The 14649-nt window shown below is 73.3% G+C and carries 12 protein-coding genes and 1 pseudogene; 5 read left to right on the top strand and 8 right to left on the bottom strand.

The genetic code is table 11. The annotated features are described in order from the left end of the window. Window positions 1–21 precede the first annotated feature (21 nt). A pseudogene (locus GA0070564_RS12620) lies at window positions 22–549 on the bottom strand (alpha/beta hydrolase family protein); the annotation flags it as partial. A gap of 155 nt (window positions 550–704) precedes the next feature. Between GA0070564_RS12620 and GA0070564_RS29290 the strand changes: the two are divergent. Continuing rightward, entirely contained in the window at window positions 705–875 is a 171-nt protein-coding gene (locus tag GA0070564_RS29290) for a hypothetical protein (RefSeq protein WP_176730655.1), read from the top strand. A gap of 229 nt (window positions 876–1104) precedes the next feature. Here the strand turns inward: GA0070564_RS29290 and GA0070564_RS12615 are convergent, their stop codons facing one another. The 7 genes from GA0070564_RS12615 to GA0070564_RS12585 form a co-directional block, all read right to left on the bottom strand. Further along, window positions 1105–2226, bottom strand: coding sequence for an acetate/propionate family kinase (locus GA0070564_RS12615; protein WP_091608064.1), 1122 nt, complete (start codon window positions 2224–2226; stop codon window positions 1105–1107). Continuing rightward, window positions 2223–4298: a phosphate acetyltransferase gene (pta, locus tag GA0070564_RS12610; RefSeq protein ID WP_091608061.1), complete on the bottom strand. Its 2076-nt coding sequence runs from the start codon at window positions 4296–4298 to the stop codon at window positions 2223–2225. The genes GA0070564_RS12615 and pta overlap by 4 nt, the downstream gene beginning before the upstream one ends. Before the next feature lie 77 nt (window positions 4299–4375). Further along, complete coding sequence (locus GA0070564_RS12605; protein ID WP_088973003.1) at window positions 4376–4555, bottom strand: DUF6104 family protein; 180 nt, start codon at window positions 4553–4555, stop codon at window positions 4376–4378. A 78-nt stretch (window positions 4556–4633) separates the two neighbouring features. Further along, window positions 4634–8371, bottom strand: coding sequence for a multifunctional oxoglutarate decarboxylase/oxoglutarate dehydrogenase thiamine pyrophosphate-binding subunit/dihydrolipoyllysine-residue succinyltransferase subunit (locus GA0070564_RS12600; RefSeq protein WP_091608058.1), 3738 nt, complete (start codon window positions 8369–8371; stop codon window positions 4634–4636). A 272-nt stretch (window positions 8372–8643) separates the two neighbouring features. Further along, window positions 8644–9456, bottom strand: a complete 813-nt coding sequence (locus GA0070564_RS12595; RefSeq protein WP_091608055.1) for an ABC transporter permease — start codon at window positions 9454–9456, stop codon at window positions 8644–8646. Next, window positions 9453–10391: an ABC transporter ATP-binding protein gene (locus GA0070564_RS12590; RefSeq protein ID WP_091608052.1), complete on the bottom strand. Its 939-nt coding sequence runs from the start codon at window positions 10389–10391 to the stop codon at window positions 9453–9455. Before GA0070564_RS12590 ends, GA0070564_RS12595 begins: the two co-directional genes overlap by 4 nt. A gap of 173 nt (window positions 10392–10564) precedes the next feature. Then, complete coding sequence (locus tag GA0070564_RS12585; protein WP_091608049.1) at window positions 10565–11224, bottom strand: hypothetical protein; 660 nt, start codon at window positions 11222–11224, stop codon at window positions 10565–10567. Between the two features lie 145 nt (window positions 11225–11369). Here GA0070564_RS12585 and GA0070564_RS12580 point away from each other — a divergent pair, with 145 nt between their 5' ends. The 4 genes from GA0070564_RS12580 to GA0070564_RS12565 all read left to right on the top strand — a co-directional run bounded on the left by GA0070564_RS12580 (window position 11370) and on the right by GA0070564_RS12565 (window position 14635). Further along, on the top strand, window positions 11370–12146 hold the full coding sequence (locus GA0070564_RS12580; protein WP_091608045.1) for a GNAT family N-acetyltransferase: 777 nt from the start codon (window positions 11370–11372) through the stop codon (window positions 12144–12146). Then, complete coding sequence (locus GA0070564_RS12575; protein ID WP_091608042.1) at window positions 12143–13054, top strand: lysophospholipid acyltransferase family protein; 912 nt, start codon at window positions 12143–12145, stop codon at window positions 13052–13054. The genes GA0070564_RS12580 and GA0070564_RS12575 overlap by 4 nt, the downstream gene beginning before the upstream one ends. A gap of 130 nt (window positions 13055–13184) precedes the next feature. After that, the gene (locus GA0070564_RS12570; RefSeq protein ID WP_091608037.1) at window positions 13185–14024 is read left to right on the top strand and encodes a DUF4097 family beta strand repeat-containing protein; all 840 of its coding nucleotides are present in this window, start codon (window positions 13185–13187) and stop codon (window positions 14022–14024) included. After that, a complete protein-coding gene (locus tag GA0070564_RS12565; protein ID WP_091608034.1) occupies window positions 14021–14635 on the top strand; it encodes a PadR family transcriptional regulator in 615 nt (204 codons plus the stop codon). Before GA0070564_RS12570 ends, GA0070564_RS12565 begins: the two co-directional genes overlap by 4 nt. Window positions 14636–14649 lie beyond the last annotated feature (14 nt).

The following is a 14649-nucleotide window of genomic DNA, read 5'->3' as shown; positions in this document are numbered from 1 at the left end:
TCAGCCGCTCAGGCGGTCGTCGAAGGTGCTGACGTCGAGGTGGCCGGCGAGCGGGTCGTCCCGGCCGGCGTCCAGACGGACCAGGTACCGGATCACCCGCCAGCCGTCGGCGGGCTGGTTGCGTACGTCGGCCCGGGTGAAGTGGCTCGCCCGCAGGTTGGTCCGGGGGTACGTCGGCGCGGCGACCACGAACCCGGCGGCGGCCCACCGGGTGGTCAGCGGGGCGTGCAGCTCGGGCAGGCTGCGCAGGCCGTGGCTGTAGACGATCACCGGGAACCGACCGGCGGCCGGTCGTCCACCCGCGGTCGGGTACCAGACGGTCAGCGGCAGCGGCCGGGAACCGGCCGGGTCGACGGTCAGCTGCCGCACACCGACGGGGTACGTCGAGCGCGGCGCGGACTGGGCCGGGGCGACCCCGCCGCTGCCCGTGGTGCCTGTCGTGCCCCTGGCGCCCGTGGCTGCCGTGGTGCCGGTGGTGGCGGCGGTTGCCGGGCCACAGCCGGCCAGCAGTGCCGTCACCAACACTGCCGCCAGCCGTCGTGCCCCCACCTGTTCCACGGTAGAGGCGACCGGTCCGGGCCGGCCCCACCGTCCGGACCGGGTCGGGCCACCACCCGGCGGGTTCGCCGGGGCCGGCCGGACCGACCTCGGCGCGCCGGCCCGGTGAGCGCCAGGATGTCGACGGTCTTCGCTATCGTCACCGCATGTCTGAGAACTACACCGACCCGAGCGGCAACACCGAGCAGTTCCGCGCCTTCGCACACACCCCCGAGGCCGCCGCCACCCCGGCGCCGTCCCGCCTGCCGCTGATCGTCGCCGCCGCCGTGGTGGCCGTCGTGCTCCTCGCCCTGGCCGCCTGGCTCGCCCTCTCCTGAGCCTCGCCGATCGGTCGCCCGGCGTGGCGTTCCGTCGCGCCGGCGAGCATTCGCAAGGGTGCTTTCGAGCTGATGTCGTGAACGATTCAGCCGAGCGAGGGCAGCGTCGCCGTCCCGACGTGGAGACGAACGGCGGTCGCCCCCGCCGGCGGTGACTCGTCTGCGACATCAGCTCCACAGCGTCCGCCCGGACCCATCCGCCCCGGTCAGGCTCGCGCCCCGGCGACTCTCAGGTGGCGGAGTCGAGGACCGCGCGGGTCTCCCGGGCGATCTCCCGCTCCTCGTCGGTGCCGACCACGCAGACCGCCACCTCCGCCCCCTCCGGCGAGATCAGCCGGTCACCGCTGCCGGCGTTGCGCTCCTCGTCCACCGTGATGCCGAGCCGGTCCAGCCCGGCCAGGGAAGCGGCCCGGACCGGCGCGGCGTGCTCACCCACCCCGGCGGTGAAGGTGACCGCGTCGACCCGGCCGAGCAGCGCGTGGTACGCGCCGACGTACTCCTTGATCCGGCGGCAGTAGACGTCGAAGGCGAGCGCGGCGGCGGCGTCCCCGGCGGCCCGGCGTTCCAGCACCTCCCGCATGTCGTTGACCCCGGTCAGGCCGAGCAGGCCGCTGCGGTGGTTGAGCAGGTCGTCGATCTCGTCCACCCCCATCCCCGCCTCCCGGCGCAGGTGGAAGATCACGGTCGGGTCGAGGTCACCGCTGCGGGTGCCCATCACCAGGCCCTCCAGTGGGGACATCCCCATCGAGGTGGCGACGCTGCGCCCACCGGAGACCGCGCAGGCGCTCGCGCCGTTGCCCAGGTGCAGCGTGACGACGTTCAGCTCCGCGGCGGGACGGTCCAGCAGCTCCGCCGTGCGCCGGGAGACGTACGCGTGCGAGGTGCCGTGGAAGCCGTACCGGCGGATGTCGTGCCGGCGGGCGACCTCCCGGTCGATGGCGTAGACGGCGGCGGCCTCGGGCAGGGTGTGGTGGAACGCGGTGTCGAAGACCGCCACCTGCGGGACGTCCGGCAGGGCCTCCCGGGCCGCGACGATTCCGGCCAGGTTCGCCGGGTTGTGCAGCGGGGCCAGCGGCACCAGCTCCTCGATCGCGGCGAAGACCGCGTCGTCGATGAGCACCGGCTCGCTGAACTTCCGGCCGCCGTGCACCACCCGGTGCCCGACCGCGCGCAGCCCGGCCAGGTCCAGCCGGCCGAGGATCTCCCGCACCGCCGCCGCGTGGTCCGCCGGCCCACCACCCGGCTCGCCGACCCGCTCGACGAGGCCCTTGTCGCGGACCTCGTCGCCGTCGAACAGCCGGTACTTCACCGACGACGACCCGCAGTTGAGCACCAGCACCCGGTCGGTCACGAGCCCTCCTCCGGCGTCCCGGCCGCCTGGATGGCCGTGATCGCCACGGTGTTGACGATGTCGGGGACGGTGGCGCCCCGGGACAGGTCGTTGACCGGCCGCCGCAGCCCCTGCATCACCGGGCCGACGGCCACCGCCCCGGCCGACCGCTGGACCGCCTTGTACGTGTTGTTGCCGGTGTTCAGGTCCGGGAAGATGAAGACCGTGGCCCGCCCCGCCACCGCGCTCTCCGGCAGCTTGGTGGCCGCGACCTGCGGATCGATCGCGGCGTCGTACTGGATCGGCCCCTCGACCAGCAGGTCGGGCCGGCGTTCCCGGACCAGCTTGGTGGCCGCCGCGACCTTCTCCACGTCGGCGCCGGCGCCCGAGTCACCGGTCGAGTAGGACAGCATCGCCACCCGCGGCTCGATGCCGAACCGGGCGGCGGTGTCCGCCGAGGAGATGGCGATGTCGGCGAGCTGGGCTGCGTCCGGGTCGGGGTTGACCGCGCAGTCGCCGTAGACCAGCACCCGGTCGGCCAGCAGCATGAAGAAGACGCTGGAGGCGACGGAGACCCCCGGCACGGTACGGATGATCTCGAAAGCCGGGCGGATGGTGGCCGCCGTGGTGTGGGTGGCGCCGGAGACCATCCCGTCGGCCCGCCCGGTCGCCACCATCATGGTCCCGAAGTAGTTCGGCTGGGCGACGATGTCGTGCGCCAGCTCCGGGGTGACCCCCCGGTGGGCGCGCAGCTTCGCGTACGCGGTGGCGAACTCGTCGCGCCACTCGCTGCCGGCCGGGTCGACCACCTGCGCGCCGCCGATGTCGATGCCCAGTTCCCGGGTACGCCGGGCGACGTCGTCGGGGCGGCCGAGCAGGGTCAGGTCGGCCACGCCCCGGCGGAGCAGGATCTCCGCCGCCCGCAGGATCCGCTCCTCGGACCCCTCGGGCAGCACCAGCCGACGCCGGTCGGCCCGGGCCCGGTCGAGCAGGTCGTACTCGAACATCAGCGGGGTGACCCGCTCGGAGCGGCTGACCCGCAGCCGGCGGGCCAGATCGACGGTGTCCACGTTCGCCTCGAAGGCGCCGAGGGCGGCGTCCACCTTGCGCGGGTTGGCGGTGCTGGGCCGGCCCTCGATCCGGCTGGACGCCTCCACCGTGTCGTAGCTGTCGCTGGGCACCGAGAGCACGGCGAGGCCGGTGTTCAACCCCTCCACCAGGCGCATCGCCCGCGGGTCCGGCTGCTCGCCGAGGGTGAGCACCAGGCCGGCCACCGACACCTGGCCGGCCACGTGCGCGGCACTCGCGGCGACCAGCAGGTCGGCCCGGTCGCCGGGGGTGATCACCAGCGCGCCCTCGGTCAGGTGGTCGAGCAGGGTCGGCACGTGCGCCGCGCCCACCACGTAGTCCAACACGTCCCGGCCCAGCGCCGCGTCGTCGCCGGCCAGCAGGGTGGCGCCGAGCGCCGAGGCCACCTCGGCCACCGTCGGCGCCGACACGGTCGGCACCTCCGGGATGGCGTACGCGGGCACCGGCAGCTCCGGCAGGGTCATCGCCCCCGGCACCCGGTTGGCGATCACCGCCAGCACGGTCGCGCCCAGGTCCACCAGGTCGTGGTACGCCCCGCGCGCGGCGGCCGCGATGGCCTCCGGGCGCTGCCCGAAACCGTCGATCACCGGCACCACCACGCTGCCGAACTCGGTGGCCAGCCGGGCGTTGAAGGCCAGCTCGCGGGGGCCGGCGCCGTCCCCGCCGTCGGCGAAGTCGCTGCCGACCACCACCACGGCCGGGCAGCGTCGCTCCACGTCCCGGTAGCGCTCGACGATCCGGGAGATCAGCTCCTCCCGCCGTCCCTCGGCCACCAGCGCGGACGCCTCGGCGTAGCTGGCGCCGGAGAGCTCCTGCGGCGGCAGCTCGACCCGGTACCGCTCGGCGAGCAGGGCGAGGATCTGGTCGGGGGCGTGGTCGGAGACCAGCGGTCGGAACATGCCGATCCGGTCGACCTGCCGGGAGAGCAGCTCGGCGAGGCCGAGCGCGATGGTCGACTTTCCGCCGCCGGAGCCGACGCTGGTGAGGTACACGCTGCGCGCCACGACCCCACCCTAAGGGCCCGCACCGCGGCCCGCGCGGGACCTTGGTCCTCCCCACCCGGGCCGTTGATCATGAGCGACTACTCGTCGTCCTCGTCGTCCAGCCGGGCGAGCCAGGTGGCGAAGCGCTCGATCGGCGTCTCGAACTCGGGGTTCAGGTCGACGAAGTCGCGCAGCCGCTCACCCAGCCACTCCACGCTGACCTGCTCCTCCCCGCGCCGCTGGACCAGCTCCTCGATCCCACGATCCGTGAAGTACATCGGGTTCCTCTCGCTCTCGACGTGGACCGGCCCGCCGCTCCCGAGAAGGGAGCAGCGGGCCGGGGTGGTGCGGTCAGGTCACGGGCGGGGGAGAGCCGCCTCGATCAGCGCGGTCTGCTCCACCTCGTGCATCTTCGCCGAGCCGACGGCCGGGGCCGCGGCGGCGGGGCGGGAGATGCGGCGCAGCCGTACCTCGGGCAGGTGCTCCAGCAGGTTGAGTGCCACGAAGCTCCAGCCACCCTGGTTGGCCGGCTCCTCCTGCACCCAGGCGAAGTCCTCCGCGTTCGGGTACTGCGCCAGGGCGGCCCGGACCTCCTCGACGGGCAGCGGGTAGAGCTGCTCCATCCGGAGGATCACGGTGTCGGTGACGCCCCGCTCGGCCCGGGCCTGGAACAGGTCGTAGTAGACCTTGCCCGAGCAGAGCAGCACCCGCTTCACCTGCTCCGGCGCCGGGGCGGCGGTGTCCGCCAGGACCGGCTGGAAGGTGCCGGTGGTGAAGTCCTCGACCGGGGAGACGCAGAGCTTGTGCCGCAGCAGCGACTTCGGCGTGAACACCACCAGCGGCTTGCGCTTCGGCGACAGGGCCTGGCGGCGCAGCAGGTGGAAGTAGTTCGCCGGGGTGGTCGGGATGGCCACCCGCATGTTGTCCTCGGCACAGAGCTGGAGGAACCGCTCCGGGCGGCCGGAGGTGTGGTCCGGGCCCTGGCCCTCGTGGCCGTGCGGCAGCAGCAGGGTGACCGCCGAGCGCTGGCCCCACTTGACCTCGCCGGAGGAGATGAACTCGTCGATCACCGACTGGGCGCCGTTGACGAAGTCACCGAACTGGGCCTCCCAGGCGACCAGCGCGTTGACGTTCTCCACCGAGTAGCCGTACTCGAAGCCCATCGCCGCGTACTCGCTGAGCAGCGAGTCGTGGACGAAGAACCGGGAGCGCTCGCCGTCGGCGGTCAGCGACTGCAGCGGCAGGTAGTCGTCGCCGGTCTGCGAGTCGACCACCGAGGCGTGCCGCTGGACGAAGGTGCCCCGGCGGGAGTCCTGGCCGGCGAGCCGGACGGTGACCCCGTCGTGCAGCAGGGCGCCGAAGGCGATGATCTCGCCGTACCCCCAGTCGATGTTGCCCTCGACGGACATCTTGGCCCGGCGGTCCAGCAGCTGCTGGATCCGCTTGTGCGGGGTGAATCCCTCCGGCAGGTTGACGTGCGCCTCGCCGATCGCCTTGACCACGGCGGCGTCGGTCGCGGTCTGCACCTGCGGCTCGGGCTCGGCCTCGCGGCGCTGGCGGGCCGGCTGCTTCGGCGACGAGGCGGCGTCCCGGGTGGCCTTGAAGACCCGCTCCAGCTGCGCCTGGTAGTCGCGGAGCAGCTCCTCGGCGTCCTCGACGGTGATGTCGCCGCGGCCGATCAGCTCCTCGGTGTAGAGCTTGCGGACCGAGCGCTTCGAGTCGATGATCTTGTACATCTCCGGGTTGGACATCGAGGGGTCGTCGCCCTCGTTGTGCCCGCGCCGGCGGTAGCAGACCATGTCGATCACGACGTCCTTGTTGAACGCCTGGCGGTACTCGAAGGCCAGCCGGGCGACCCGGACCACGGCCTCGGGGTCGTCGCCGTTGACGTGGAAGATCGGCGCCTGGATCATCCGGGCGACGTCGGTGCTGTAGAGGCTGGAGCGGCTGTATTCCGGGGCGGTGGTGAAGCCGACCTGGTTGTTGACCACCACGTGCACGGTGCCGCCGGTGCGGTAGCCGCGCAGCTGGGACAGGTTGAGCGTCTCGGCCACCACGCCCTGACCGGCGAAGGCGGCGTCACCGTGCACCGCCAGCGGCAGCACGGTGTAGCCCTCCAGCTTGAGGTCGATCCGGTCCTGCTTGGCCCGGACGATGCCCTCCAGCACCGGGTCCACGGCCTCCAGGTGCGACGGGTTCGCCACCACCGACACCTTGACCGCGTGGTCGCCGTCCGGGGTGGTGAACTTGCCGTTCTGGCCGAGGTGGTACTTCACGTCGCCCGAGCCCTGGGTGGAGCGCGGGTCGAGGTGCCCCTCGAACTCGGAGAAGATCTTCTCGTACGGCTTGCCGACGATGTTGGCCAGCACGTTGAGCCGGCCCCGGTGGGCCATGCCGATCACGACCTCGTCCAGCCCGCCCTCGGCGGAGGACTCCAGGATCTCGCCGAGCAGCGGGATCAGCGACTCGCCGCCCTCCAGCGAGAAGCGCTTCTGGCCGACGTACTTGGTCTGGAGGAAGGTCTCGAACGCCTCGGCGGCGTTGAGCCGGTTGAGCACGTGCTTCTGCTCTTCCGGGTTGGGCTTCTCGTACTTGCGCTCGATCCGCTCCTGGATCCAGCGCCGCTCCTCCGGGTCCTGGATGTGCATGTACTCGATGCCCACCCGCCGGCAGTACGAGTCGCGCAGCACGCCGAGGATGTCGCGCAGCTTCATCCGCTGCTTGCCGGCGAAGCCGTTGACCGGGAAGACCCGGTCCAGGTCCCACAGGGTCAGCCCGTGCTGGAGGACGTCCAGGTCGGGGTGCTTGCGGATCTTGAACTCGAGCGGGTCGGTGTCGGCCATCAGGTGCCCGCGCACCCGGTAGGCGTGGATCAGCTCGTGCACCCGGGCGGTCTTGTTGATCTGGCCCTCGGAGTCGACTGCCACGTCCCGCACCCAGCGCACCGGCTCGTACGGGATGCGCAGCGAGGTGAAGATCTGGTCGTAGAAGCCGCGCTCGCCGAGGAGCAGCCCGTGCATCACCTTGAGGAACTCGCCGGACTGCGCGCCCTGGATGATCCGGTGGTCGTAGGTGCTGGTCAGCGTGATGATCTTGCTGACCGCCAGGTCGGCCAGGGTGGCCTCGCTCATGCCCTGGTACGGCGCCGGGTATTCCATGGCGCCGACGCCGATGATGGCGCTCTGCCCGGTCATCAGGCGCGGGATCGAGTGCACCGTGCCGATGCCGCCCGGGTTGGTCAGCGAGATGGTGGTGCCGGAGTAGTCCTCCATGGTCAGCTCGTTGCGGCGGGCGCGCCGGACCACGTCCTCGTACGCCTGCCAGAACTGCCGGAAGTCCATCTGCTCGCAGGCCTTGATGGAGGGCACCACCAGGTTGCGGGAGCCGTCCGGCTTGGTCAGGTCGATGGCGATGCCCAGGTTGACGTGCTCCGGGCGGACCATCGCCGGCTTGCCGTCGACCTCGGCGAAGGAGTTGTTCATCTCCGGGTGCTCGACCAGCGCCCGGACCAACGCGTACCCGATCAGGTGGGTGAAGCTGACCTTGCCACCGCGGCCCCGGGCCAGGTGGTTGTTGATCACGATGCGGTTGTCGACCAGCAGCTTCGCCGGCACGGCCCGCACGCTGGTGGCGGTCGGCACGGCCAGCGACGCGTCCATGTTCTGGACGATCTTGGCGGCCACGCCGCGCAGCGGGGTGGTGCCCGGAGCGGGCTTCGCGGCCGGCGCCTTGGCCGCGGCGGGCTTCGCCGGGGCGGGCTTGGCGGCCGGCGCCGGCTTGGCGGCGGGCTTGGCGGGGGCGGCCTTGGCGGCGGGCCTCGCCGCGGGCTGGGCGGCGGCCGGCTGCTGGACGACGGTGGCGACCGCCTCCTGCTGCTCGGCCGGCTCCGGCTGCGCGGCGGGGGCGGCCGGCTTCTCCGCCGGCTTGGCCGGGGCGGCCCCCGGCGCCGGCCGGTAGTCCGCGAAGAAGTCGTGCCAGGCCGAATCGACGCTTGTGGGGTCGTTGAGGTAGCGCTGGTACATCTCCTCGACGACCCACTCGTTCGGGCCGAAACCCGCCAGTGGGTTCTCCTGCGAAGTCTGCTGGGTCGACACGGCCGGTAATCGCCTCTTTCAACGCGGGTTCGTTGTCACGCGGTGCGTCGCCGCCGGCCCGGATTCGGGCACACGGGACGGCTCCCAGGCTACGCCGTGGACCCGCGCCAGGCATTCTCGCCTCCGCCGGGTGGCCCGTTTCACAGAAGATGCCAGAAGTTCGGCAATCCCTGCGGGTGACGTCGACTCCTGGTAGCGGGCGGCGGCCCCGGACCGGTGCTGACGGGCAGCATCGGTCCGGGGCCGCCGGCAAGGACCGGGCGGGCCGCCGGTCAGGCGATGTCCCGTCGCCGCGTGATCAACACGCCGACCACGCCGCTGGCCAGCGCGTAGCCGATCAGCACCAGCGCGCCGACCCACCACGCCGGCAGTATGTCGGACTTCTCACCCGAGATCATCACCAGGGATGCCACTGCCGGCCAGACCACCTGCCACTTCAGGATCGCCTGACTGTCCAGCCAGGCGGAGAGCGCGAGGAAGAGCAGCTGCACCACCTGGGTGCCGACCAGGTAGAGGACCGCCGCGGTGATCACCGCGCCGAGCTGGTTCGGGATCAGCGTGCCGATACCCACCCCGAGGATCGTCCAGATCGCGTACGCCAGCAGGTTGAACAGCAGCGCCCGGTGCACCGTCCACTCGCCGAGCTGGGCGCCGTGCCCGTCGACGGTCAGGAAGATCGCCCCGGCCGCCAGGTTGATCAGCGTGGTGACCAGCCAGAATGCGAAACCGAGCAGGGACGCGGCGATCAACTTGGCGACGATCACCGAGGTGCGTCGCGGGGTGGTCAGGAACGTGGTGGTCGCCGTCTGGTGGAAGAACTCGTTGGTCACCATCAGGATGCCGATCAGCATCACGAAGAGCAGCCCGAGGAACTGTCCCGAGGTGTAGATGTTCGCCGCCTGACCGGCGACGGTCGCCGCCTCGCCGCTCGCGCCGAACTCCTCCGCGTTGCCGCCCAGCACCTGGTGGGCGTAGAAGGCGTTGAAGGCGAAGGCCAGCACCAGCGACAGGAAGGCGCCCAGCCCGAGCAGCCACCAGGCGTTGGTCGTACGGATCTTGAGCAGTTCGGACCGGACGAGGTTCATCGGATGCCCGCCTTTCCGGCCGTCAGTTCAAGGAAGACCCGTTCCAGGTCGGGGCGTTCGGTGCCCAACTCGTGCAGCTCGGCCTTCGCGGCGAGCGCGGTGCGGCCGACCGTGGGGGCGTCCACCCCGTCGACCAGCAGCACGCCGTGCTCGTCCGGTGTGACCGTGGCGCCCTGCTCGCGCAGCGCCGCGACCAGCTCGTCGGCCTGCGGGGTGCGGACCCGCACCCGGCCGCCGGCGGTCATCGAGCTCATCACCTGCTCCACCGGCCCCTGCCGGACCAGCTTGCCGGCGGCGATGATCACCACGTCGTCGGCGAGCAGCTGCATCTCCGACAGCAGGTGGCTGGAGACCAGCACCGTACGACCCTGGGCGGCCAGCCCTTTGAGGAAGCCGCGCATCCAGCGGATGCCCTCCGGGTCGAGGCCGTTGGCCGGCTCGTCCAGGATCAGCACCCGGGGGTCGCCGAGCATCGCCGCGGCGATCCCCAGCCGCTGCTTCATGCCCAGCGAGTAACCCTTGAACTTCCGCTTCGCCGCCGGGGTGAGCCCGACCAGCTCCAGCACCTCGTCGGCGCGCCCGCGGGGCAGCCCGGCCGCCGCGCAGATCACCCGCAGGTGGTTGATCCCGGTGCGGCCCTTGTGCGCGCTGGACGCCTCCAGCACCGCGCCGACGTGCCGCAGCGGGTCGGTCAGGTCGGCGTAGCGCCGGCCGTCGATGGTGGCCGAGCCGCTGGTCGGGGTGACCAGGTTCAGCAGCATGCGCAGGGTGGTGGTCTTGCCCGCGCCGTTGGGCCCGAGGAAACCGGTGACCCGTCCGGGTCGGACGGCGAAGGACAGGTCGTCGACCGCCCGGAGGTTCTTGTACTGCTTGGTCAGGCCGGAGACCACGATCTGGCCGTCACCGGGGGTGGGGCTTCGCTGCCCGTCAGACATCGTTCTCCCATCGTGGGGTGGCGCGTGGGCGCGCCGGTGTGCGACGCCGTTGCGGTGGCGCCGCAACACAGCCTGGCAAGCCGGCGCAACCTGGTCAATCAGGCCCGCTCCGGAGCGCCGCCTCCACCTCCGGCAGGAGATGATCATCCTCAGGGATGACGTCGACGCCCGGATCAGGACGCCGGCAGGGCGATCCAGGTCGCCCGGGCGTGCCCGAGCAGGTCACCCGCCGACCCGTACAGGGCGGTGCTGACCAGCGCCTTGCGGCCCTCGCCGCCGGCCTGCGCGCCCACCACCACGCACTCGTCGCCGGGCTCGGGCAGCCGGTCCACCACCACCGCGATCCGGCCCAGCACGTACGGCCGGCCGGGGGCGATCACCGCCCAGCCGCCGGGGCAGTCCAGGGCGGCCCAGACGGTCGCCGGCGTGACGTCCGCCGGCACCCGGAACGGGGCCGCGGTCCGCCCGTCCGGCAGCCGGCCGGGGAAGATCCGCAACCCGTCCGCGCGCCGCGGGCCGCAGACGTAGCAGCCGGGGAACGGGTGGTCCACCAGCCCCGGGTACGCCGCCGCGGCTGCCTCGGCGGTCGCCCGGTCCACCGGCGGCACCTCGGCCGGGAAGTCGTCCACCGGTCCGACCTGCGCCACCAGCGCCCCCTCGGGGTCGTGCACGGCGCCGTCGACCAGGCGCAGCGGGGTGTCCAGCGGTGGCGGCCGGCGCAGCGTCACCTCGGCCGGGCCGGTGGCCGCGCCGTGCACGGCGGCGAACACGCCGGCGCTCCACCCGCCGTTACCGGAGCCGGGTGGCCCGTTGAAGCGCGCCTCGATGATCATCAGCAACCTCTCGACGTGTTGACAGGGGGCCCCTGTACAACGCCAGGCGTTGAGAGGGGGCCCGTCCTTGCCGGCCGGCCGGCGTTCACCGGATCGACACCGGTCGCCACCGCAGCCGGCAACCCGGGCACCTTACACAGATCCCATGGCCGTTCTGCACGCCGCTGGCGCACCCATCACGACCAGCGGATACACCCTGCTGATCGCCGACGACCCGACTTTGGTCGCGGCCGCGCAACGCCTGCGCCACGAGGTGTTCGCCACCGAACTCGGCGCCCGGCTGGCCGGCGCCGACACCGGCCTGGACTCCGACGACCTCGACGCCCACTGCGACCACCTGATCGTCCGCGAGGAGCGCACCGGGGCGGTGGTCGGCACGTACCGGCTGCTGCCGCCGGGGCGGACCGACCGCCGGTACGCCGACGGCGAGTTCGACCTGACCGCGCTCGACCCGCTCCGGGACGACCTGGTGGAGACCGGTCGGTCCTGTGTGCACCCGGACCACCGCTCCGGTGCCGTGATCAACCTGATGTGGGCCGGCCTGACCCGCTACCTGCACCTGCGCGGGTCGCGTTGGCTGGGCGGCTGCGCGTCGGTGCCGGTGGCCGACGGGGGTCGGGCCGCCGCGGCGGTCTGGGCGCAGGTCCGGGCGAAGCACCTGGCGCCGCCGCCGCTGCGGGTCCGGCCGCACCGACCGTGGTTCGCCGAGGCGCCGCCGTCGGCCGGGGAGCCGGTCGGCGCGGGGGAGGCGCGGGCGCTGGTCCCGCCGCTGCTCCGCGGCTATCTGCGGCTGGGCGCCTGGGTCTGTGGCGAGCCGGCGTACGACCCGGACTTCGGGGTCGCCGACTTCTACGTGCTCTTCTCGCTGGACCGGATGAATCCCCGCTACCTGCGGCACTTCCTCGGCGGGGAGCAGCGGTGAGCGCCGGGCGGAACCCGTGGCGGCCCACCTCGGGGTGCGGCCCGGACTGCCTGCCGGTGGCGGGGGCGGGGGAGGTCGTCCCGGTGGTGCGTCGGGTCGGGCGGCTGCTGGCCGTACTCGGAATGCTGCTGGCGGGTGCGGTGCTGGCCGCGGTGGTGCCGGTGCTGCCGGCGCGGGAGCGGGCGGCCGCGGTCCGCGGCTGGGCGCGCGGCACGGTCCGCGCCTTCGGGGTGCGGCTGGTCCTCGCCGGCCGGCTGCCCCGCCGGCGGGCGCTGCTGGTGGCCAACCACGTCTCCTGGCTGGACGTGCTGGCGGTGCTCGCCGTCCAGCCGGCCCGGATGGTGGCCAAGCGCGAGGTGCGGGACTGGCCGCTGGTCGGGCTGCTGGCCGCGGCGGCCGGCACGGTCTGGGTGGACCGGGCCCGGCCCCGGACGCTGCCGGGGACGGTGGGCGCGGTGGCGGCCGTGCTGCGCGCCGGTCGCCCGGTCGCGGTCTTCCCGGAGGGTACGACCTGGTGCGGTGGCCCGTCCGGCTGCCGCCCCGGCGGCGGGTTCCGGCCGGCGGTGTTCCAGGCGGCGATCGACGCCGGGGCGCCGGTGGTGCCGCTGCGGATCGGCTACCGCGACGCGTCGACCGGGGCCGGTACGGCAGCCCCCGCCTTCGTCGGCGACGAGACGCTCTGGCGGTCGGTACGCCGGGTGCTGGCCGCCACCGACCTGGTCGTCTCGGTCTCGGTGGCCGCCGCGCTGCACCCCGCGTCGGGGGCGGACCGCCGGCTGCTGGCCCGGGCCGCCGAGTCGGCGGTGCGCCTGGTGCCGATGCCCGCCGTCGCACCGCGTCGGGCCCCGGTGGCCGCGGTGCCGGGCGGTGGCGTGGCCGGGACGGGGGAGCTGGGCCTGGCCGCCTGAGCGACGGCTGGGCTGTCGGCGCCCCGACAGCCCGGCAACTCGCGACAGTCTTGTTCAGTCGCGATGTATCGCGTTATGCTTCCCTCGTTCGACGCGCCACCGGTGCGTGTCGTCGAGAGGGAGGCCCGCCATGACCAGCTGGACCGTCGACAGCCCGCAGCGGATGACGCTGGACGGGCCCCTCACCCACCTGGACGTCAGCCTGGTCAGCGGGCGGCTCAACGTGGTCGCCACGGACGGGCCGGCCCGGGTGGACATCACCCGGGTCAGCCAGCGACCGGTCGTCGTCGAGCACCGCGACGGCCGGCTCCGGGTGGCCCACGAGCGGCGCCCGAAGTGGCCCGGCGTGCAGTGGTGGCTCGGGCAGCTGGGCCGGCGGTTCCGGGCGGACGTCTCGATCGCCGTCCCGGCCGACGTCCTGGCCGACCTGCGCCTGGTCGCCGGCGACCTGGTCGCCTCCGGCCTGCGCGGCGACACCCGGGTCGACGTCACCGCCGGCCGGATCACCCTGATGGGGCTGCGCGGCCGGACCTTCGCCAAGGTGACCTCCGGCCCGGTCGAGGCGCTCGGCGTGGCGGGCGACCTCACCCTGGAGGCCGTCTCCGGCGAGGTGATCCTCGCCGACAGCCCCGCCGAGCGGGTCCAGGCCAGCACCGTCTCCGGCGCCATCACCTGCGACCTGGACAACCCCCGGGGCGGGGAGATCCGGCTCAGCGCCATCTCGGGCAGCATCACCGTCCGGGTACGCGAGGACAGCGACCTCGCCGTGCACCTGCACACCACCTCCGGCCGGATCACCAGCGGGTTCCCCGAGATCCAGGTGCTGGGTGGGTTCGGCGCCACCAAGGACAGCCACGGGGTGCTCGGTGGCGGCGCGGGTAAGCTCTGGGCCTCCGCCACCTCCGGCAGCATCGCCCTGCTCGCCCGGCCGGTGACCGACGACGACACCGACCGTGAGGAGCAGCCGTGACCGCCGTGTTCAGTCACGGGCGGCTCCGGCTCTACCTGCTCAAGCTGCTCGACGACGGCCCGAAGCACGGGTACGAGCTGATCCGCCTCCTCGAGGACCGCTTCCTCGGCCTGTACGCCCCCAGCGCCGGCACCATCTACCCGCGACTGGCCCGGCTGGAGACCGAGGGGCTGGTCGAACACACCGCCGCCGGTGGGCGGAAGGTCTACCGGATCACCGACGCCGGTCGGGCCGAGCTGCGCCAGCGGGCCGGCGAGGTGGACGCCCTGGAGTCGGACATCACCGCCTCCGTCGAGGACCTCTCCGGGCTGGCCGGCGAGATCCAGAGCGAGGTACGCGGCTCCGTCCGCAACCTCAAACGGGAGCTGCGCGACGCCACCCGGCAGACCCGACGGGCCGGCTGGACGCCGCCCCCGCACCGGCCCGCCCCGTCCACCCCGCCGCCGACCGCCGGCTCGCCGCTGCTGGCCGAGTTCGACCAGCGGCTGGCCGCCTTCACCGTCGAGGTGGGCGCGCTGGTCCGGGCCGGGCGGCTCAGCGACACCCAGCTGCGCACGGCGATCCGGCTGCTCGACGGGGCGCTGGACGGGCTGCGCCGGCTGTTGCGCTGAGCCGGCCGGGAGAT

The organism is Micromonospora mirobrigensis (genome assembly GCF_900091555.1).
Classification (GTDB): Bacteria; Actinomycetota; Actinomycetes; order Mycobacteriales; family Micromonosporaceae; genus Micromonospora; species Micromonospora mirobrigensis.
The sequence above is the reverse complement of the archived record's forward strand: the minus strand, read 5'-3'. Positions and strand labels throughout refer to the sequence as shown.